The sequence below is a fragment of the Chitinimonas violaceus genome, from assembly GCF_052601015.1.
Map to the genome: position 1 here is coordinate 24,961 of NZ_JBQXDJ010000037.1, position 19,316 is coordinate 44,276.

General features: G+C 53.5%; 15 protein-coding genes and 1 pseudogene. 12 read left to right on the forward strand and 4 right to left on the reverse strand.

Annotated elements, in window-relative coordinates; translation table 11 throughout:
* Positions 1 to 141: 141 nt before the first annotated feature.
* Positions 142 to 1,536 carry a cytochrome P450 gene (locus tag ACUHMQ_RS13060; RefSeq protein WP_445295904.1) on the forward strand — a complete coding sequence of 465 codons (1,395 nt, stop codon included), beginning with the start codon at positions 142 to 144 and terminating at the stop codon, positions 1,534 to 1,536.
* Between the two features lie 32 nt (positions 1,537 to 1,568).
* Here ACUHMQ_RS13060 and ACUHMQ_RS13065 read toward each other — a convergent pair whose 3' ends face one another.
* The 3 genes from ACUHMQ_RS13065 to ACUHMQ_RS13075 all read right to left on the reverse strand — a co-directional run bounded on the left by ACUHMQ_RS13065 (position 1,569) and on the right by ACUHMQ_RS13075 (position 5,180).
* Positions 1,569 to 1,976, reverse strand: coding sequence for a VirK family protein (locus ACUHMQ_RS13065; protein ID WP_445295905.1), 408 nt, complete (start codon positions 1,974 to 1,976; stop codon positions 1,569 to 1,571).
* 142 nt (positions 1,977 to 2,118) lie between these two features.
* Positions 2,119 to 3,123, reverse strand: coding sequence for a glycerophosphodiester phosphodiesterase family protein (locus ACUHMQ_RS13070; RefSeq protein WP_445295906.1), 1,005 nt, complete (start codon positions 3,121 to 3,123; stop codon positions 2,119 to 2,121).
* A 398-nt stretch (positions 3,124 to 3,521) separates the two neighbouring features.
* Positions 3,522 to 5,180, reverse strand: coding sequence for a M12 family metallopeptidase (locus ACUHMQ_RS13075; RefSeq protein ID WP_445295907.1), 1,659 nt, complete (start codon positions 5,178 to 5,180; stop codon positions 3,522 to 3,524).
* Between the two features lie 583 nt (positions 5,181 to 5,763).
* Between ACUHMQ_RS13075 and macA the strand changes: the two genes are divergently transcribed.
* From macA to ACUHMQ_RS13130, 11 genes are all read left to right on the forward strand, one after another.
* On the forward strand, positions 5,764 to 6,903 hold the full coding sequence (gene macA, locus ACUHMQ_RS13080) for a macrolide transporter subunit MacA (protein WP_445295908.1): 1,140 nt from the start codon (positions 5,764 to 5,766) through the stop codon (positions 6,901 to 6,903).
* The gene (locus ACUHMQ_RS13085; protein WP_445295909.1) at positions 6,903 to 8,846 is read left to right on the forward strand and encodes a MacB family efflux pump subunit; all 1,944 of its coding nucleotides are present in this window, start codon (positions 6,903 to 6,905) and stop codon (positions 8,844 to 8,846) included. The genes macA and ACUHMQ_RS13085 overlap by 1 nt, the downstream gene beginning before the upstream one ends.
* Positions 8,843 to 10,201, forward strand: a complete 1,359-nt coding sequence (locus ACUHMQ_RS13090; RefSeq protein ID WP_445295910.1) for an efflux transporter outer membrane subunit — start codon at positions 8,843 to 8,845, stop codon at positions 10,199 to 10,201. The genes ACUHMQ_RS13085 and ACUHMQ_RS13090 overlap by 4 nt, the downstream gene beginning before the upstream one ends.
* Positions 10,201 to 10,389: a hypothetical protein gene (locus ACUHMQ_RS13095; protein ID WP_445295911.1), complete on the forward strand. Its 189-nt coding sequence runs from the start codon at positions 10,201 to 10,203 to the stop codon at positions 10,387 to 10,389. The genes ACUHMQ_RS13090 and ACUHMQ_RS13095 overlap by 1 nt, the downstream gene beginning before the upstream one ends.
* A gap of 327 nt (positions 10,390 to 10,716) precedes the next feature.
* Positions 10,717 to 11,775: a M20/M25/M40 family metallo-hydrolase gene (locus tag ACUHMQ_RS13100; RefSeq protein ID WP_445295912.1), complete on the forward strand. Its 1,059-nt coding sequence runs from the start codon at positions 10,717 to 10,719 to the stop codon at positions 11,773 to 11,775.
* A gap of 412 nt (positions 11,776 to 12,187) precedes the next feature.
* Complete coding sequence (locus ACUHMQ_RS13105) at positions 12,188 to 13,588, forward strand: type II toxin-antitoxin system HipA family toxin (RefSeq protein WP_445295913.1); 1,401 nt, start codon at positions 12,188 to 12,190, stop codon at positions 13,586 to 13,588.
* 11 nt (positions 13,589 to 13,599) lie between these two features.
* Entirely contained in the window at positions 13,600 to 13,869 is a 270-nt protein-coding gene (locus tag ACUHMQ_RS13110; protein WP_445295914.1) for a helix-turn-helix domain-containing protein, read from the forward strand.
* Positions 13,870 to 14,449: 580 nt separating this feature from the next.
* Entirely contained in the window at positions 14,450 to 15,025 is a 576-nt protein-coding gene (gene folE, locus ACUHMQ_RS13115; protein ID WP_445295915.1) for a GTP cyclohydrolase I FolE, read from the forward strand.
* 95 nt (positions 15,026 to 15,120) lie between these two features.
* A complete protein-coding gene (locus ACUHMQ_RS13120) occupies positions 15,121 to 15,681 on the forward strand; it encodes a gamma carbonic anhydrase family protein (RefSeq protein WP_445295916.1) in 561 nt (186 codons plus the stop codon).
* On the forward strand, positions 15,678 to 17,030 hold the full coding sequence (locus tag ACUHMQ_RS13125; protein WP_445295917.1) for a dihydroorotase: 1,353 nt from the start codon (positions 15,678 to 15,680) through the stop codon (positions 17,028 to 17,030). The genes ACUHMQ_RS13120 and ACUHMQ_RS13125 overlap by 4 nt, the downstream gene beginning before the upstream one ends.
* Before the next feature lie 133 nt (positions 17,031 to 17,163).
* Positions 17,164 to 18,945: a S8 family serine peptidase gene (locus ACUHMQ_RS13130; RefSeq protein WP_445295918.1), complete on the forward strand. Its 1,782-nt coding sequence runs from the start codon at positions 17,164 to 17,166 to the stop codon at positions 18,943 to 18,945.
* Positions 18,946 to 18,980: 35 nt separating this feature from the next.
* Here ACUHMQ_RS13130 and ACUHMQ_RS13135 read toward each other — a convergent pair.
* Positions 18,981 to 19,190: pseudogene (locus ACUHMQ_RS13135) on the reverse strand (IS3 family transposase); the annotation flags it as partial.
* Positions 19,191 to 19,316 lie beyond the last annotated feature (126 nt).

The window sequence follows — 19,316 nt, forward strand, 5'->3', positions numbered from 1 at the left end:
GCAAATATCCTTTGTAATAAGCTCACTGGCGCTGTCCATTGCCTCCAGCGGCAACTAAGGTAGAAGAGCCGGGGTGGGAAGCAACCACCGGCAGCAGCCAGCCTAGGCTGGCAACGTCCAATTCCATGAGAGGAGCAGTCCATGTCATCGTCCACCGCACTACCCGGTGGTGCCCCCTTATTGCGCGCCCCTACACCTGCCGGAAATTTTCTGCTGGGTCATCTGAAACCCTACCGGGCCGATATGCTGGGCTTTCTGTCCCATAGCCGCGCAGAACTTGGCGATATCTTTCGCATTCGCCTGGCGACACGCAGCATCCATATTCTTGGCCATCCCGACATGGCTGAGCAGGTACTGATCAAGGAAAGAGAGCATTTCGGCAAACTGTCAGAACTAGGGGGAAAGCACGAGATCGGCTTAGGGCTGGTTCTGGGCAAAGGTCTGGTGACCAACTACGGGGAATCCTGGCGACGCCAACGGCAGATGATCCAGCCCATATTCCACAAGGCGCAGATCGCCACAATGGCCGAGGCAATGACCGATGCCGGTAACCGCTTGCTTACCCGCTGGCAGCAGGTCTTTCAACCTGGGCAGGCAGTGGACATCTCGCAAGAGATGATGCGTGTCACTGTTGATGTCGTGGGCCAGACCATGTTTGGTGCAGACCTGTTCGACAAAGCCGATTTCGTCGGCGCGCGCTTTCCCTTACTCCTGCGCTATGCCTTCGACAGCCTGAACAACCCCTTTATGTTGCCGCGCAAATGGCCAACACCGCGTAACCTGGCATTCAAACAATCCATGCGCGAACTCGATAGCCTGCTATACGAGCTCATCAACAAGCGCCTGGAAGGTGGTACACCACGTGGCGACCTGCTCGACATGCTGCTTGCCGCACGCGACCCGGACAATGAAGAAAGCATGTCTGTCCAACAGCTACGCGATGAAATCGCCACCATATTCGGCGCGGGGCACGAGACCACAGCCAACGGACTGACCTGGACCTGGTATCTGCTGTCGAACCATCCGGAGGTACGCAGCAAGCTGCACGATGAGCTCGATACCGTACTGGGAGGTAGAACACCAAGTTATGCCGATCTGCCCCAATTGGTCTTCACCAAGGCTGTGTTCGAGGAAGCATTGCGGCTATTTCCACCGGCTCCCTTACTACCCCGGGCAGTACGGCAAGATACAGCTGTGGCGGGCTTTGGCTTACAGCGCGGCGACTTTCTCATGGTGGACTGCGATCTGCTGCATAAGCACCCCGCTTTCTGGCGCGAACCCGACCGCTTTGACCCAGAACGCTTCATGCCCGGCGCGGCGCAGTTACAGCACCACCGCTGTGCCTACCTGCCATTTGGCGCAGGTCCACGCGTATGCATCGGTAACCACTTCGCCATGATGGAGGGTCAACTGCTGCTGGCCCAGATTGCCCAACATTACGACTTACAGCTACAGCCCGGTCAAACCATCAAGAAAGAAGTGGCCGTTACCATGCGGCCACGTTACGGGATGCTGATGACACTTGTCAGGCGCTAGCTGTGGCTGCATCCTGCTGACAGCAGGGTAACTCAGGCTCCTGAACCCGTTACAAACCGCGCGCCGGCGTTTAAGGAGCAAGTAAAGCTTGCGCGCGGAGTAACCACACCGTCTTTAACGATGGATGTACGAACAGTGAGTTTATCGTCTGGGGTAAGACGGTAGCGAATGTGCTCCGTCTTAAGCTTTTCATCGGGGCTCAGGGTCTCGTGCACATCAGAAAATGCGATATAGGTATCGCCCGGTATCATGAAACTGTTGATACGGTACCCGCTCTGCACCTTGGGCCCTGACTGATCCTTACTTGCCTCCACGGTACATTGCGCCAAATCCAATAAGACAGTGACCTGCTTGCCTGCCAGTAACGTCGCTTTCACATCGGCATAATGCGCCAGTGCGCTTGCATCGTCACAAGCGTTGGCAGCACTGATTAACGACATGGAAATAAATAAACTGCAAATAGTTTGTTTCATAGGTTCAAGTCCATTGCGTTTACATTTGAAGCGAAAAACAGCTGAAGGGTGAATGTACCATGCCCATCCACAGTACCAGGGCCATACAAGTCCCTTTCCGGGGAAAGCTTCATTGCTTGGCTGAACAATCCATGGCAGAAGATAAACGCTTCTTGATGGCTTGCATTTTCTGCGGAGAGTCCGCCAATACCGCATCTATCCCAAGGCAGGCAGCTGCTTGATAGTCTTCTGCACTGTTAATGCCAATTGCCAGGATATTCACCTTCCCAGTAGTGTTAAAGCAATCTACAGCGGCTGGCGTCCATAACCGTGCATTTACAGGCGAGCGCCCTTCACCCAATGTAAAGGACTCCACAAGCTGAACCTTGCGACGGTATTCAAACGCCACCCAGCTGCCGGTTTTGGGCGGCGCCACGCATTCTTGCGCAAGCGCAAAGCCAGCGAGTCGGCCACGGGTCTGGTCGCGCGATTCAAAAAGCGTTGCCTGTGGGAACTTCGCGAACGCTGCCTGATACGAAGCATCGGTGGAATAGATCAACACACGGCGCCAAGCCTGGGCTGTATCCAGTACCTGTGCGACAGCTTCTGCTTGCGGACCAGCTGGCAACGCCTTCATGTCGAGAACAAGCGGTACCGATGCCGGCACCGCCTTTAATGCCTGCTCCAAAGAAGGAATGGGCAGGGGTTGCGCGCGGTATGGATAATTCTTCGATCCATCAGGATCAATGCGGGCAAAGTGCCACCCAGCATTTAGCTGTTGCAGCTCGTTGAAAGTTTTTTTGGTGACAGGCCCAGCACCTTCTGTATTGGCCGCCAAATCGGCAGGCCGGTAAAGCACCGGCACACCATCGCTGCTGAGTTGTACGGTCAACCATATTGCGTCGGCACCATTACGCAGCGCACCATCGATAGCTGTCAGCGTATTTTCCGGGCAATCGTCTGCACCAGCCCGATGCGCGATAACTAGCGGTAATGACTTATTGTTATGAGCCAACGACCTGCCGGCCTGATTCATCGGGGGCGTACTACAAGCACTTACCCCTACCACCACAGCAGCCAGACCAAGCGACGACTTCAAGATTCGATAAATATCCGGTGGGCACAGAATAGGCATAGATAAGCGCAGTAAATAAGGAGGAATAAGAACCTGTTCACAGAGAACGGGCACGACTTAGCAGCTCTTAACAACGATACAGGGGTGGAAGTACCGTCAGAATGCGCATTTACCCCTAATCACGTTGCCTTGCTTCTCCCCAGGCTTGTAATGGTTCGACGATCTAGTATTCCCCTCCAAAAAAAGCAGGCCGCGATGAAGCTGCGGCCTTAATTGGAGAATTCCACTGAGTACCAATCCACAACCTTGCTGCGCAGCCGTGATCAGGACTTATGTGCTGCGCTGCGCCCTGCTGACAACCGCTCGCGTCAGATTGTGAACAGGTGTTTAGAGGGCAAGTAACAATTGATTGGCCATCCCATCCAGACTGTAGGTTTAGCCCAGGATCTACAGATTATTCAATACCACTCCCATTGCTGCCACGGCACCACCCAGCTTTCCGCCGGGAACAATGCCGGCGCCCCATCAGCCGTATAGGTCAAAGCAGACCGCGGGTATGCCGCATTGATCAACCTACTGTTTTCAAAACGCCATTCAGCGATGGCCCGAATTGGTTCTTGCGTAGTACATGCTGTGGCTGTATTGAGGTTGGCGTAGTCCTGCCGATTGGCAAAGGGGCCTGATACAGCGAGACAATGAGACGCCGCCATATTGAACAGGCGGCCATTGGCTTGCTCGTTTTCGCCCTCCTTTGCCCACAACTGCAGCGGATTCCTACTATCACACGGCGCGACTCTTACCCCCATCTCCTCATCTTTCGATGCAACCGAGGCAACCCTATCGGTATCAGCCGATGCGCGCTGGATGTTTGAAGCAAGCCGCTTTGCTTCCAAGCAATATTGCTGTGTACTACCTGCAGGCTTATAGCGTGAGACCAATTGCCGGAACGACCGTGACAGACAGACTGGATGCACAGGCGTAACAGTGAATACAGCCACGCCGGTTTTACCCTCAGCAGTACCAAAGTGGACAAACACCCTGTTGTCGTCCCAGATCACCGGGTTCAAATCAGCTGATGCATCCGGTTGTACATGGACCTTTAGCGTAAATTGATTCCTTACCCGTTGCAGGGCTGTCACCACAATGTGTGGATTCAGGCTCTCAACCCTGGGTTTCCCAACAAGCTTGGCATCAGGTGAAATCTGCAGCTCGACTTCCCCTGTCATACCATCCGCCAGTATCAATTCATACTTGCTGAGCGCCGCACTTAATCCATTGTCCGTTGGTACAGAGGGCGTATCTGAGCTGCTCCCATACAGCACAGCGAGCGCGGCAATGTCACCACTAGAGAGGGTAGGACGGGGCCAGGACCGTACCTTGGCAGTACGATCACGAAGGGTAACCCCCTGCTCAGGTCCATACTGCATGACGGAATCGACGTCATACGGGCCTATATGTAAGGCATACCCAGCAGGTTGCAGGTTCTTGAAATTCATCGAAGGAATGTCGGGCGCACAAATATCACCACCCTTGCTGTAACCCAAGGGATTGGCGATGCGAGGTGGCGCCTTCACCTTCACATGCTCGTCGCGATCCAAGCGTTGATGCTCATGCCCAAACCCGACCGTATGCATCAACTCATGCAAGGCAATACCCACTTCCTGGCAGCCTGGACTCAATATGAGTTCCTGTGGCCCACCACGCATGCCCAAGGTGGTATGGCAATCACGGATTAGTCCGTTGGTACCAGGGGAGTACTCACCCGAAGGATCGGCAGCGACATCGGCCAGGTAGACATAGTCCTTTTCATCTGTCCGCTCCACAAAGCGTACCGCACTGTTCTCGGCAATGTGTCTGGCGGCTGCAAGAAACACCTGCCGTGCTTTTGGCGATGCATTCGTCAATACATAGGGAATCGTACGCGTGGGCCATCGACGATCCACATTGGCAGTCATCGCCCGCTTCTCTCGTTTTAATGAGGCTTCCGGTACATCACGGTTCACCGAGGGGGCTATTGCCGAGGGGGATAACTCAGCAGACTGAACCGTTACGGCCGTAAGAAGAGACAGGAAAATCGGCTTGGAAAACATCGTCACTTCGCCGTTAAACAAGGGCATATTGCACATCCTTTACGCTCAAAGAACCTGTTCAAGGTCTGCTCCGCATCGGCAATACGGTGTTGAAAACACTTTCGGCATGCTCATTTACCATGCGTAAACGCCGCTTCCTCGGCTGTTTCCACCTTGCCTCGCTTTAACTCGCGAGACTTTGAACAGCTTCTAAGACAGATTAGATAACGCTCTCAGAACCTGTTCAAAACCTATCACGAGCAGCTGCCAGCAGGGCGTATAGGGCTCTGATCACTGCTGCGCAGTAAGGTCATGAACAGGTTCTTTTCGGCGCTTGTATGAACTCCCTGATCAAATCTTGGGACTTGGGCGAATACCACGCGATTCTGGTAGCCGTACCTAGTCGAGGAATATCACCGCAGAAGGACTGTGGATGTTTAGGTAGGCAAAGATAATTAGAACCAGCAATCACTTGAAATGCTGCATGGCTTTGAACAAGTTCTTCGTTACAAGCCCCGGCAGATATCCCACTGATAGCGATCGATCCTACAGATAGCGAACAATAAGCTTGCATTGCAACTATTTGGCTTTACGTACGACAAAAGATAATTTGATTAGAACTTTCTTCTTAATGAAACTTTTCCGTCGAAAGCGTGTACTTGTTTATCTACTTACCGTGGTGTTACTGGGAATTGGGGGCTGGAAAGCCTTTTTTGATGCGCCTGACCCCCCGCAACATCTGACAACACCCGTTGCAAGGGAAGACCTGAAGCAAGAAGTATTGGCCAGCGGCATCCTGAAAGCCGTCAAGCAGGTAGACGTCGGTGCACAGGTAAGCGGCCAACTGAAAAAACTGTATGTCGAAGCCGGCAGCACCGTTAAGAAGGGCCAACTGCTTGCGGAGATCGACCCGGAGCAGGCACAGAACGGGCTCAAAGGCACGCAGGCGAATCTGGATCATCAATTGGCGCAGCGTGACGCTACACTGGCAAGCCTGCAGCAGGCCAAGCAGGAGCTGACTCGTCAGCAGGCCATGATGCGCGATGAATCCACAACGCAAAAATCGCTTGAGGCTGCCTTGGCAGAGGTCAAGAAACAGCAAGCGACGCTGCTTGGCCAGGAAGCGCAGATCCGCAAGGCACAATCCGAACGAGATAAAGCAAAAATTGATTTGAGCTTTACCCGTATCTTGGCGCCCATGGATGGCGAGGTAATCAGCATCGAAACCCAGGAAGGGCAGACCATCATTGCCGCGCAACAGGTGCCGGTCATCCTCAAGCTGGCGGATCTTTCCACCATCAGGGTGCGTGCCCAGGTGTCCGAAGCCGATATCATTCGCGTGAAGTCGGGTATGGACGCCTATTTCACGCTGCTGGGGGACTCCGAGAAGCGTATCAAGGGACAGGTACGTAGCATTGAGCCCAAGCCAGAAAAAATCAACAACGCCATGTTTTATAACACGCTGTTCGATGTACCCAATCCAGACCGACATTTGCGGGTGGACATGACCGCGCAGGTCGGTATCCTGGAACGGGAGGTTCGGCAGGCATTGGTAGTTCCGCTATCCGCACTTGGCCCTGCGGCAAAGGATGGGCGGTATCCGGTAGACGTCAAGAAAGCAGATGGGAAGCTTGACCCTCGGCAGGTACGTATTGGTTTAAAGACAGCAACACGTGCCGAGGTGCTGGAGGGGCTGAAGCTTGGAGAGCTGGTGGTGACGCGCGTCAGCCATAAGCCGAGCGAGGATAGTTCCGTCTCGATAGGTTTCTGATGACTACACCACTTTTACAGTTATCCCATGTCTACCGCCGTTTCCCCTCAGGCGACAGTGAAGTGACGGTGCTGGATGACATCAATCTGACCATAGAGCATGGCGAGATGCTCGCCATCATGGGGGTTTCCGGTTCGGGTAAGTCCACCCTGATGAATATCCTGGGATGCCTGGATACACCAACATCAGGGCAATACCAGGTTGCGGGCCAGGATATCGGTACGCTGGACAGCGATGCGTTGGCCAAGCTCCGGCGCGAACATTTTGGTTTTATCTTCCAACGCTATCACCTGTTGCCGCATCTGACTGCGCAAGGCAACGTGGTCATGCCCGCAGTCTATGCCGGGGACAAAAAGGAAGAGCGTACGCGGCGTGCCGACGCTTTGCTCGAACGATTGGGGCTGGGCAACAAGCATGCATACCGGCCAAGTCAGCTTTCCGGTGGGCAGCAACAGCGCGTATCGATAGCGCGGGCATTGATGAACGGCGGAGAAGTGATCCTGGCAGATGAGCCCACCGGTGCGCTGGATAGTCATAGCGGCCGTGAGGTGATGTCGATTCTCAAGGAATTGAACGCTGCCGGGCACACCATCATCATCGTCACGCACGATCCAGGTGTTGCTGCCCAGGTACCGCGCACGGTGGAAATTCAGGACGGGCGGATTCTCCGTGATGTGCGGCAAGCAGAAACAAACGCACCCAAAATTACTGAGCAACGCCTCGCGCCAGTAACACGTCCGGCCTCTGCCTGGTGGGGGCGCTTCAGCGAAGCATTCGTGATGGCATTGCGTGCCATGCTGGCTAACCGCCTGCGAAGTGCATTGACCATGCTGGGTATTGTTATTGGCATTGCCTCAGTGGTGTCTATCGTTGCGATTGGGGAAGGGGCGCGCAACTATGTGCTGGATAATTTCCGCGCTATCGGTACCAGCACCATCGATATCTACCCCGGCCGTGACTTTGGTGATGACAAGGCTGAGGGCGTCCGCAGCCTGAGCCAGGGGGATTTGGCTGCGTTGGTAGCAGAACCCTACGTAGATAGCGTTACGCCAGTTTCTGCGCTCAATTTGCGTTTACGGGCTAGTAACGCAGACGTGCGAGCTAATTTGCTTGCGGTAGGTGAACAATTTTTCCAGGTGCGTGGCATCAAGTTGGAACGAGGTAGGGGGTTCGATGCCGAGGATATTCGCGAGCGGCGGCCGGTACTGGTAATCGACGACAATACGCGGCGCAAACTGTTTGGGGATACCGACCCACTAGGCCGTATCGTATTGGTCGATACCATGCCGGCCTATGTCATTGGTGTGACTGAGGTGGGCAACAATATGGGCCCAAGCAACAATTTGGCGGCGTATGCACCCTATACGGCAGTCGGCAGTCGTTTGCTGGGCCGTACCCATTTTGACGGCATGACCATCCGGATCAAGGAAGGGCAGCCATCAAAGTTGGCGGAACAGGCCATTATCGAGCTGCTGACACAACGCCATGGCACCAAGGATTTCTTCACATTCAATATGGACAAGATGTTGAAATCGATGGAGCGCACAAGCCGCATGTTGGCCATGCTGCTGACACTGATAGCGGTCATCTCGCTACTCGTGGGAGGGATCGGCGTGATGAACATCATGCTTGTTTCGGTGACGGAGCGCACGCGCGAGATTGGTATCCGCATGGCGGTAGGCGCACGGCAAAGCGATGTGATGCAACAGTTCCTGACTGAAGCCGTATTGGTTTGTCTGGTAGGCGGTGCAGTAGGGGTATTGCTGGCAGGGGCTGTCTGCGCCCTGTTTTCACTGTTCTTCAGCAGCTTGAAGTTGAGCCTGTCGCCGGAAGCCGTACTGCTTGCATTTGGCTGTTCGACTTTGATTGGTGTGCTGTTTGGCTATCTACCAGCGCGCAATGCCGCAAGGCTCAACCCTATCGAGGCATTGGCAAGAGAATGAAACCGTTTTATGTATTGCTATGTGCCGGCCTGCTTACCGGTTGCATGAACACCCCTTATCAACGTCCGCCACTTGTGCTGCCAGAACAATGGTCGGTGACATCAAATGCGTCGTTACCCAAAAGTGCGGATGATTGGTGGAAAAGCTTTGATGACCCTGTTTTGTTTGATCTGATCACCCAGGCCCGCTTGCGTAACCCAGATGTGATCAAGGCTGCAATCAAACTACGGCAGGCAGAACTAGATGCGGGAATGGAGGAAAACAAAGCAGGCCCCGCTGTTTCCGCCAGCCTGTCTGGCAATAGAACCTATGCCTTGAACAACCAGGGCGTCGGGTCAAAATCGGCCACCAGTAAGCTTGAGCTAAGCTATGAGGTCGACTTGTGGGGCAAGGTGGATGCCACCCTGCGCAAATCCCGCCTCAGCTGGCAAGCAACCCGTTACGACGAGCAGGCCGCCCGACTGAAGCTGGAGGCTGATGCGGCTTCGCATTACTGGACGCTGGCAACGCTGCTTACAGAGCATTCAATGAATGAGCAGGCGCTGGACGAGCAACGCCAGCTGCTGAAGCTGGCCGAAAGCCGCCTGCAACATGGCGCGGCCAGCCGTAGTGATGTGATTCAGGCTGAGCGGGCACTATTAAGTGCAGAAAAAGCGTTAAGGCAAACAGCCACGAAGATCGCTTCCCAGCGTAATAAGCTGGCGATACTGTTGGACAGGCCATTCGGTTCGCCCGAACTGAGGGTCCCTCCCCTTTCACTGCAGTCTGTGCTTCCCGCTATCAGCGCAGGTCTACCAGCGGAACTATTGTCACGCCGTCCCGACGTTATGGCCGCAGAAGTACGTTTACAGGTGGAGCTTGCAGGCATCGATGTGGCGCGTTCCAGTTTCTACCCGACCTTGTCACTCACTGGGGAGCTGGGAACGAGAAGTAGATCGCTCTCCAGCCTATTTCAAAACCCCACTGCGGCACTGGGTGCATCGCTAAGCCTGCCATTCCTGGAATTTCATAAACGAAAGCTTGAAGTGGCCAGACAACGTGCCGCCTATCGTTTAGCTGAAGTGAATTTCCGCAGTCAGCTTTATCAGGCTTTGGTCGAAGTAGACGACAACCTGCAAAGCAGACAACAGCTGCAGAAAGATGCCGATACAGAAGAGCAGACTTTGAAACTAGCCCGCCTTGACGAAACATTGACGTTCAGCCGCTACCGAACCGGGGAGGTAGAATTGAAAACCGTATTGGAAGCGCAAGCCAAGCGTAGACAAGCCGAGCAGATGCTACTGACGCAACGCCGGGACCAACTGAAGAATCTGGCGGAACTATTCAAGGCTGTGGGAGGAGCACCACAAGGGTGATGGCTAACGCAATGGGGAAGAACCTGCTGAAAGACGCGCTGTCCGACCCGCCAGGGAGTCGTTTCAAGCTTTATAACCAGATCAACATCGAAAGCTTCTTTTGCATTAAAGGGCAGTACATGTATCCGTTTTTCAGCAATGCGGTGAAGGTTTATCGCTTACCCATGCTTATCGCCAGTAACGTCTAAGCTGCCATCCAGCTATACCAGCAAGCCGGCAGTAAAGTCCAGGTCGAAATAAAACGCCAAGCACTGGCGATGGCCAGAATGAGCAGTCTACGGCCTAAGCTTTTAATTCCGCTGGTAGCTGGCGCATGCATTCTCACTCCGGCGAAAGCGAGTTCAGAGAAAGTATGGGTTACCTTAGACAGTGCAGCCTATACCCAGCTACAAAAGCTGGTTCCGGAGCTTGTCGCCGCTCAAAGCCAAATCTCTGTTGGCAATGCTGGGAGCAGCTCATCGGCATCGGCGATCCCTGAAGACACCAGATCGACGCCGAAGCTCACTCCAGAGCCTATGCACATAGTTGAAGTCGAGAAATCCATACTGCCCCGACTAAGCAAATCGATCTACAACGATGAATCGAATAGCAGTCACGGTTATACGCTGCACAGCAGTCGAGAAGCCGCAGTGGCTGTATTGCAAGGCCCTCCTACCCTGGTTGGGATCCGTCACCCAAGCTACACGATCGACAACCAAGCCATCGTGAATCCGCTGTTGGCGCAGATGCAAGACAGCAATATTGCCAGCATGATCGCTGACTTGAGTTCACATCCCAATCGCTACTACACCAGTCCCCATGGCGTGCGGGCTTCCAATTGGTTGATGCGACGCTGGCAATGGATGGCTGCGGGACGCTCTGACGTCACAGTGGAACAGTTCAATCATCGTGCCTTTCCACAAAAGTCGGTGATTCTCACCATAAACGGTACCGACAATGCTGACGAGGTTGTGGTGTTGGGTGGACATATCGATACAGTCACGGAAATTAGCGCCACCGATGAAAATCACCGTGCACCAGGGGCTGATGACAATGCGTCTGGTATTGCCAGCCTGATTGAGGCGATGCGTGTCATGCTGAACGCCAATTACAGGCCACGCCGTACCATCAAATTCATCGCTTACGCTGCGGAAGAGGCCGGTCTACTTGGTTCGCAGGATATTGCTGACAAGTTCAAAGCCGACAATGTCAAAGTGGTAGGCGTGTTGCAGCTTGACATGACCAATCACAAAGGCGCGACCAAAGATATATATATTTTTGAAGGCTACACCGATAGCCAGCAAAACACCTTCATCGCCAATCTGATCAACACCTACCTGCCGACATTGACCGTCGGTTATGGCCGTTGCGGTCGCTGCTCAGACCATGTTGCCTGGTATGACCGGGGATACTGGGCTTCCATGCCTTCCGAGGCTTCAGCGGACAAGATCAATCCTCACATACACAGCGCCAACGACACTTATGCCAACACCGGCAACCAAGCACTGCATGCGCTCAAGTTCAGCCGGCTAGGGCTTGCGTTTGCGGTGGAATTGGGTAGCGACGGACCGACCCAAAATTCCGCCGGGCAGTAAGGCACTGTTCACCATCTAACTGTGCAGCCGATCAAAACTCAAGCGCTGCTCGAAAACCCCCGCAAGGGGGTTGCCAAACTGTTAGGGGGCTTCGCCCCAAGCAGTTCCGGCCTCATGTATTCAAACTCATCACAACCCCTACGCTGTTCTGCCCCCTGCTGACAGTCATCCGTGACAGATCTTGGACAAGTTCGTACATCCGCCAGCTGTCGTTGGTTCGACTGGTGGCCCCCCAAAGCTATGACAACCATTGGCTACCAACCAGCCCTCAACTATATGACTCGCTTTGAAATGCTGCATGGGTATAACAAGACACAGCCATTTTAAAGATGTATTAAGATAAGCAATACTGATGTAGTACAGCTAGATAATGACGTATTATAATAAATAATTAGTTGGCAAAGCTATACCAATGGCAACCACAACACTCACCTTGCAACTCTACATCAATGGCGAATGGCATGATGCAGCCAAGTTCACCCACTTGGGTGATATGGGGGCATTTACTGAACCTTGCATCGTTGAGTATGAAAGGGACTTCGTCGTCGCCTTTTTTGGTGCCACAGATGAACATGCTTTGTCAGCACGTTATGAAGTCGACATGCAGCCGATCAAGCTTTCGCGCTGGCCGGCTTTCCTGCTCGACATCCTCCCACTTGGTTTTGCCGGAAACCGTATTGCCAGAGCGTATAAGGAAGACACCGGCCGTGATGCAAGTCACCTCGATCTGCTGGTGCTTGGGGGTGCCAATTCAATTGGTAATGTCCGGGTAAAGGAAGCCTGGGAACTCATGCAGGAAAAACCTAGGGTTTTTCCTGAAGGCTTTGACCTGGACGAGGTAATTCAACGCGGCGATGCCTTCATGACTTACGCCGACGAGAATGGTCTGTCCGCGCAAGCAACCAGTGGCGCACAAGGCGAAGCGCCCAAAATTCTGTTGGCCCAGGACGAGCTGGGACGGTGGCACGCAGACAGCCTATTACCAGATCATCGAGCGAGAGCGCATGTACTGGTGAAATACGCACGCGGAAACAAAGCAGAGATGGATTACACCATCCTCCGTAACGAAGCCGCCTACATGCGGCTGGCCAAAGCCATGGGCATCCGCGCCAACGACGACCTGATCTGGGAAAACAATACACTGATCATTCCGCGCTTTGATCGTGCAGTCGCATTTGGGCTCAACGCCAAACAGGCAGCACCATTATTCTGGCTGGGGGGTAATCGGGTAAAACCATTCACCACAGCAGACTCAACACAAGGCAGTGCCGTCGTCCACCGCTTCGCTCAGGAATCCCTGCTAAGCCTGGCTGGCATTGCTGAAGTCGGCGTACATATCCATCACCATCAGATGGTGAAACTACTGGCTGAACATGCAGTGGACCCGGCCGAGGAAGTTGCCGAGTACATTGTTCGAGATTTGCTGAACCTAGCTACTGGGAACAGGGACAACCACGGAAGGAACACCGCGGTAAGGAGACTCAATGGTCGGCTGGAACTGACGCCGTTGTACGACTTTGCCCCTATGTCGCTGGATCCAGCTGTCATTACCCGTTCCAGTACATGGAAAGGACTTGAAGGCTCTGCCGGACGGCTGATCCCTGACTTAACTGATGTGCTGGAACAAGTTGCCGAAGTAACAGATGGGGATGCCGGTATTCTGAATCTGGTAAAGGCACGGATTCTGGATCTGGGAGCACGCCTTGAGCACTTACCGGAAGAAGCAAAGAGCGCTGGTGTAGAAGAGTTAGTTCTCAGCCGAGCCTGTAACCAATATCGAACGGTAGTCGATGAAATTGCCAAGTTGAAGTAAGGGGTGCAGCCATGGCGAGAACCAAACTACCCAAATTCGAATCCCGCGATGCATTTTACGAAGCCGTTGCAGCGGGACGGCTCACTATCCCCGACACGATCAGGAGCATGCGCGGCATGCTAGGTGTAACCCAGAAACAGTATGCCAAGATGGTGGGTGTATCAGAAGAAGCCATCCGCCGTATTGAACAGAGTAGGATGAATCCAACCGCCGAGATGATGGATACGCTGGGTAAGCCGTTCAGATTGAAATCTGGTTTTGTCGTGGCACCCAGAAAGTGAACCTGTTCAAAGTCTTCTACGCGTCAGCCATACGGCGTTGAAAACATCCTCGGCATGCTCACTTACCAATCGTAAACTCCGCTTCCTCGGCTGTTTTCGCCTTGTTTTGCTCTAGCTAGCAAGACTTTGAGCAGGTTCTAAGGCTGGCTTCACTTTAGATTTGGCAGCATTCACGCCACTTGATGATTACGAACCACGCCATCCAGGAGGGATAAACTCGGGACAAGTGCTTCCCTCCTGACCACCGCTGGCGCCACTCGCCGCCACATTTCTGCATCCCCATCGTAGCCCTTCTGCACAAAATCAACGAATTCCTGATCGAAGGTTCCTCGTAGTGGCTCAGTTTGAAGCAGTTGCCGAATAAAATGTAATGTTATAACATTTTAAATGTGTGTGATGCATTGTCACCGTACAGCTACTCAGTCACAACCCACTTACTCAGTCATCAGGTCACCATGCCGTCTTAGCCATCAATGTGGCAGCGAATTTTCGTCGGAAGCCGGCAGTTTGCCTCCCCATCGAATCCAAGTGGGTTTACCTGAGTCCCAGTATCCATCTCTTCTTACTAAGACAACACTGTATGAACCGACCTGACCGACACACTGCCGAACAGGCAGTACGTACCCTGATCGCCTGGGCTGGTGACGACCCTGACCGCGAAGGATTGCGTGACACACCTGCACGCGTCATCCGCGCCTATTCATCATTCTTCAGCGGCTATGACCAGAACCCAGAACACCTGCTGAATACCACTTTTGATGAAGTGCAGGGCTATGACGAGATTGTTCTGGTCAAGAATATCCGGCTCGAATCACACTGCGAGCACCATATGGTGCCCATCATCGGCTTAGCACATGTGGCCTATCTGCCTAGTAAGCGGATGGTTGGCATCAGCAAGCTGGCACGGGTGGTTGATCTATTCGCCAAACGTTTGCAAACCCAGGAAGTGCTGACTCTGCAGATTGCCGATGCCATCGAGCGAAACTTGAAGACGCGTGGCGTCGCTGTAGTAATCGAGGCAGCACACATGTGCATGACCACACGCGGCGTACGCAAGACAGAAGCCCAGACAGTTACCAGCTGCATGCGCGGCAAGTTCCGGGATGATCCGGATTCCCGTCGCGAAGTATTAGCCCTGTTGCAAACCAGGAGCTGAACGATGAACCATACAACTCCCCTGGCTATCACCTGCTCCAGCCAACAGGCTACTTTGACAAAGCCAAGCACCAAATCCCATCAGGTGCTGCCGGTATGATTCGCAAGAACCCCAGTGGCGACCTACCTCAGATCCACCCCGATGCCTTCATTGATCCGACGGCAATCATTTGCGGCAAAGTAATCATCGAAGAAAACGTATTTGTCGGACCCTATGCCGTGATTCGGGCCGATGAAGTCGATGCGGAAGGCGGAATACAACCCATACGGATCGGGGCCAACTCCAATATCCAGGATGGGGTGGTTATTCACTCCAAATCGGGCGCAGCAGTAAACATTGGCCGCCATACTTCAATTGCGCACCGCGCCATCGTGCATGGCCCTTGTGAAGTTGGTGATCACGCTTTCATCGGCTTCAACAGTGTACTGTTCAACTGCGTGCTCGCCACCGGATGTGTAGTGCGCCATAACGCAGTGGTCGATGGCGCTTATCTGCCTGAAGGATTCTACGTTCCCTCCACAGCGCGGATCGGACCGCAGACCGACCTTGCCAGCATCATCCGCGTCAGCGCCCAGTCAAGCGAGTTTTCCGAAGATGTCGCACGTACCAATGTGGAACTCGTCCGCGGCTACAAAGCTATCCAAAACGAGTTATGAATCCCGAAACCCTGTTGATTCGTAACGCACGCTTAGTCAACGAAGGACAAATCCAAGAAGCAGACCTGCTGGTAGAAAGTGGTCGGATCGCTAAGATCGCAGCCAGTATCACAGGTATCCGTGCTCAATACGAAATCGACGCCCAGGGGCAATGGTTGCTACCCGGCATGATTGACGACCAGGTCCACTTCCGGGAACCAGGCCTGACCCATAAGGGCAGCATTGCCAGCGAGTCACGAGCGGCCGTTGCTGGTGGCATCACCAGCTTCATGGACATGCCAAACAGCAGGCCGGGTACACTGAATCAAGCCGCCTTACAGCAGAAGCTGGCCATTGCCGCGCAAGACTCTGTGGCCAACTACGCCTTCCACTTTGGAGTAAGCCGCGACAACCTGGAAGAAGTAGCGCGGCTAGACCCACGCACGGTATCCGGGGTGAAGGTGTTCATGGGCGCCTCCACCGGCAATATGCTGGTTGATGACCCAGCGGTGCTCGACAAGCTGTTTGCCAACGTTCCAGTGATACTGTTCGCACACTGCGAACACACACCAACCATTCTTGCACGCACAGCAGAATACCGGGAACGGGCTGAACGACGACACCATCCACTGAATGCCGATGATCACCCGTCCATTCGTCATGCCGACGCATGCTATCTATCGAGCAAGCTCGCGGTCTCGTTGGCCCGCAAGCACGGCACCCGCCTACACGTGCTGCATATCAGTACCCAGCGCGAGTTGTCGCTGTTCGAACCAGGGCCGCTCAATGGAAAGCAGATCACGGCGGAGGCTTGCATCCATCACCTCTATTTCGACCAGTCGCGTTATGCAGACCTGGGCAATCGGCTCAAGTGCAACCCCGCCATCAAAACCCGGGCAGATCGCTTTGCGCTACAACAAGCCGTGCGCGACGGCAGGCTGGATGTAATTGGTACCGATCATGCTCCCCACACGCTCGAAGAAAAGAACAAGCCCTACCTCGATGCACCAGCCGGTTTGCCCTTGGTTCAACATGCCATGCCCGCATTGATGCAGCTGGTAAATGACGCGGTATTCGATATCGGTACAGTTGTAGCCAAAACCAGCCACCGGGTTGCCGATCTGTTCCAGATTGAGGAACGCGGCTATCTGCGCGAGGGCTACTGGGCCGACCTATGTCTGCTGGAATATTTGCCAATTGCGCGCCCAGTCACCCAGGACCCGATACTGTACAAATGTGGTTGGACCCCATTTGCTGCTGAGTCCTTCAACTATCGCGTACGCAGCACCGTCGTTTCAGGCCAACTTGCCTGGCATGAAGGGGCGCTACTACCCGGTTGCTTGGGTAGACAACTAGCGTTTCGGCGATAAGCCTTTAGACAGGTTCTTACAAAGCAGATTACTAGTCCATTACCTATTCAGCTTCACTACGGTGGATCTTTATCTGAACCACGTGCGGAATGACGTACTGACTTACGCCCCCCGTTGCGACTTACCCCAATCCATGGAACTGGCGCTACATAGAGTCGGTCACCCAGTCAGTGATTCTGCTCGGCGTAATGTTTCCCACCTAGCCCAAACATACCTCTTATCAACTGCCCCTTCTATGACTCCGAAAATACCTTGCCGCCAGTCTTTTATCCTCACTAGGAATCTCGTGATTGCTATAGGGGGTTTTTCCTTCATGGCAGGAAGTGCGGTAGCCAATACAACTGGCCAGGACCCACTCTATCAGTATCAATGGCATCTCAAGAATACCGGGCAAGCCGTCTTTGCCGATATCCGTCCTACACCCGGCATTGATTTGAATATCGGAACCCTGCATGCAGAAGGCATTACCGGCAAGGGGGTTGTGATTGGCTTGATGGATAGTAAGCAAGCCTATTCAGATCATCCTGATTTAAAGCCAAATATGGTACTTCAGGGTGCAAATGATCCTTCGCAAGACAATTTTCATGCAACGGCTGTAGCGGCCATCATGGTTGGGGTGGCAGGAAATAGTCAGGGCGGACGAGGCGTAGCGCCAGATGCGAAGATTCTCGATATGAACATTCCAGGTAGCAGGGATCTACCGACGCCAAGAGTCACTAATAACAGTATGGGCGGCCAACCACCGCTATTCATGACTTATGGCGTCGACAATATTGCAGACTTGTACAATCCCTTGACTACCTTGATTGTGCATGCGGCGGGGAATTCATTCTTAAGGATGGACACAAACCCAGAAGCACTATGTGAACAGGCTACCCAGAGAAGTGGGGTAGGCTGCATCGTTGCTAACACTGATTTGATGAGTAATTGGCCAAATACCATCGCCGTCGGTGCCGTAAATGCTGCTGGTAAAAAGTCGTCTTATTCCCAAACAGGCTCGGTTTTATGGGTATCCGGCTTAGGGGGAGAACAAGGATGGCAACGTAGGGAACTTCTGAAACAATACCCTGTTCATGCAGATGCCGAAAAAGCGGATAGACAGCCGGAACGTTACTTTGCACCTGCACTTGTCACCGCCAATACGCCTGGATGTGACAAAGGCGTAAACAAAGGCGGTAAGCCATTTAACGAACTTGATTCAGGCAGCAGCAACTCGTATGACCCCACATGCAGCTATACCGCGATGGCAAATGGCACCTCATCGGCCGCCCCGACAGTGACAGGGGTGATTGCGTTGATGCTGCAAGTCAATCCAAGGCTAAGCTGGCGTGATATCAAGTACATTCTGGCGACGACGGCCAGGCAGGTCGATGCAGAGCAATCCGGTATTCGTTGGAATGGCATGTTGCTGGACAGCGGATGGGTGACCAATGCGGCTGGTCATACGTTCAGTAACTGGTATGGTTTTGGCTTGGTAGATGCAACAAAGGCAGTTGACCGGGCGCGTAACTTTGTGACACTCCCCACCCTTTATCAAGGTGGCTGGCAGTCCTCTACGGGTTCACCAGTGCCGATTGCATATCGACGTGACGATGCAGGAACATCAGACATAACAATCGAAGAACAAGCCACGATTGAAACCGTTCAATTGCAGCTTAATACCACAAGCAAGAATCCAGGCAACCTGCGTGTCATGCTCGTGTCTCCGTCAGGTACTCGTAGCATTATCCTTCCTGCACTTACCTTGCTGCTCCCCACGCCGGATGGATTCTCGATCGACTTAACCGCAAGCAATGCATTTCTGGACGAACGTTCAAAGGGTGTGTGGAAGCTTCAGATCGTCGATATGGTTGATCCCTCGTCAGAATCGACCCAAGCGATCACTTCCTGGAAGCTTCGTGTTTTAGGTCATTGATAGTGACCTGTCCTGGCAACCTAGACACACCCTCTTCAAATGCAGGCCGATTGCCTGCTGAATTTCTCTGCAAACACCGCCGGCGCCACATTGCCTAGACGAGAGTGGCGTCGTTGGCGGTTGTAAAAGATCTCGATGTACTCCCGGATCGAAGCTTCTGCTTCGGTCCGGGTCCTATAACGCTGATGGTGCACCAGTTCATTTTTCAAACTGCCCCAGAAACTCTCCATCGGTGCATTGTCATAGGGTAATCCCCCCATTTTTAAGGGGAGTCAGAAGTAGCGCTATGCGACCATGGCCAGCCGCTGTATTGGGGTAATACCGCCCAAGGCCATGTTAGGGCGTTCGTGATTGTAGAACCAGATCCAATC

Bases quoted from the DNA above. Each gene is read 5' to 3' on its own strand.
- ACUHMQ_RS13085 (WP_445295909.1), top strand. From the start codon at position 6,903: ATGACTACACCACTTTTACAGTTATCCCATGTCTACCGCCGTTTCCCC.
- ACUHMQ_RS13105 (WP_445295913.1), top strand. From the start codon at position 12,188: ATGGCAACCACAACACTCACCTTGCAACTCTACATCAATGGCGAATGG.
- ACUHMQ_RS13090 (WP_445295910.1), top strand. From the start codon at position 8,843: ATGAAACCGTTTTATGTATTGCTATGTGCCGGCCTGCTTACCGGTTGC.
- ACUHMQ_RS13070 (WP_445295906.1), bottom strand. From the start codon at position 3,123: ATGCCTATTCTGTGCCCACCGGATATTTATCGAATCTTGAAGTCGTCG.
- ACUHMQ_RS13110 (WP_445295914.1), top strand. From the start codon at position 13,600: ATGGCGAGAACCAAACTACCCAAATTCGAATCCCGCGATGCATTTTAC.
- ACUHMQ_RS13100 (WP_445295912.1), top strand. From the start codon at position 10,717: ATGCACATAGTTGAAGTCGAGAAATCCATACTGCCCCGACTAAGCAAA.
- ACUHMQ_RS13125 (WP_445295917.1), top strand. From the start codon at position 15,678: ATGAATCCCGAAACCCTGTTGATTCGTAACGCACGCTTAGTCAACGAA.
- folE (WP_445295915.1), top strand. From the start codon at position 14,450: ATGAACCGACCTGACCGACACACTGCCGAACAGGCAGTACGTACCCTG.
- ACUHMQ_RS13075 (WP_445295907.1), bottom strand. From the start codon at position 5,180: ATGCCCTTGTTTAACGGCGAAGTGACGATGTTTTCCAAGCCGATTTTC.
- ACUHMQ_RS13060 (WP_445295904.1), top strand. From the start codon at position 142: ATGTCATCGTCCACCGCACTACCCGGTGGTGCCCCCTTATTGCGCGCC.
- macA (WP_445295908.1), top strand. From the start codon at position 5,764: ATGAAACTTTTCCGTCGAAAGCGTGTACTTGTTTATCTACTTACCGTG.
- ACUHMQ_RS13120 (WP_445295916.1), top strand. From the start codon at position 15,121: ATGATTCGCAAGAACCCCAGTGGCGACCTACCTCAGATCCACCCCGAT.
- ACUHMQ_RS13095 (WP_445295911.1), top strand. From the start codon at position 10,201: ATGGCTAACGCAATGGGGAAGAACCTGCTGAAAGACGCGCTGTCCGAC.
- ACUHMQ_RS13065 (WP_445295905.1), bottom strand. From the start codon at position 1,976: ATGTCGTTAATCAGTGCTGCCAACGCTTGTGACGATGCAAGCGCACTG.
- ACUHMQ_RS13130 (WP_445295918.1), top strand. From the start codon at position 17,164: ATGGAACTGGCGCTACATAGAGTCGGTCACCCAGTCAGTGATTCTGCT.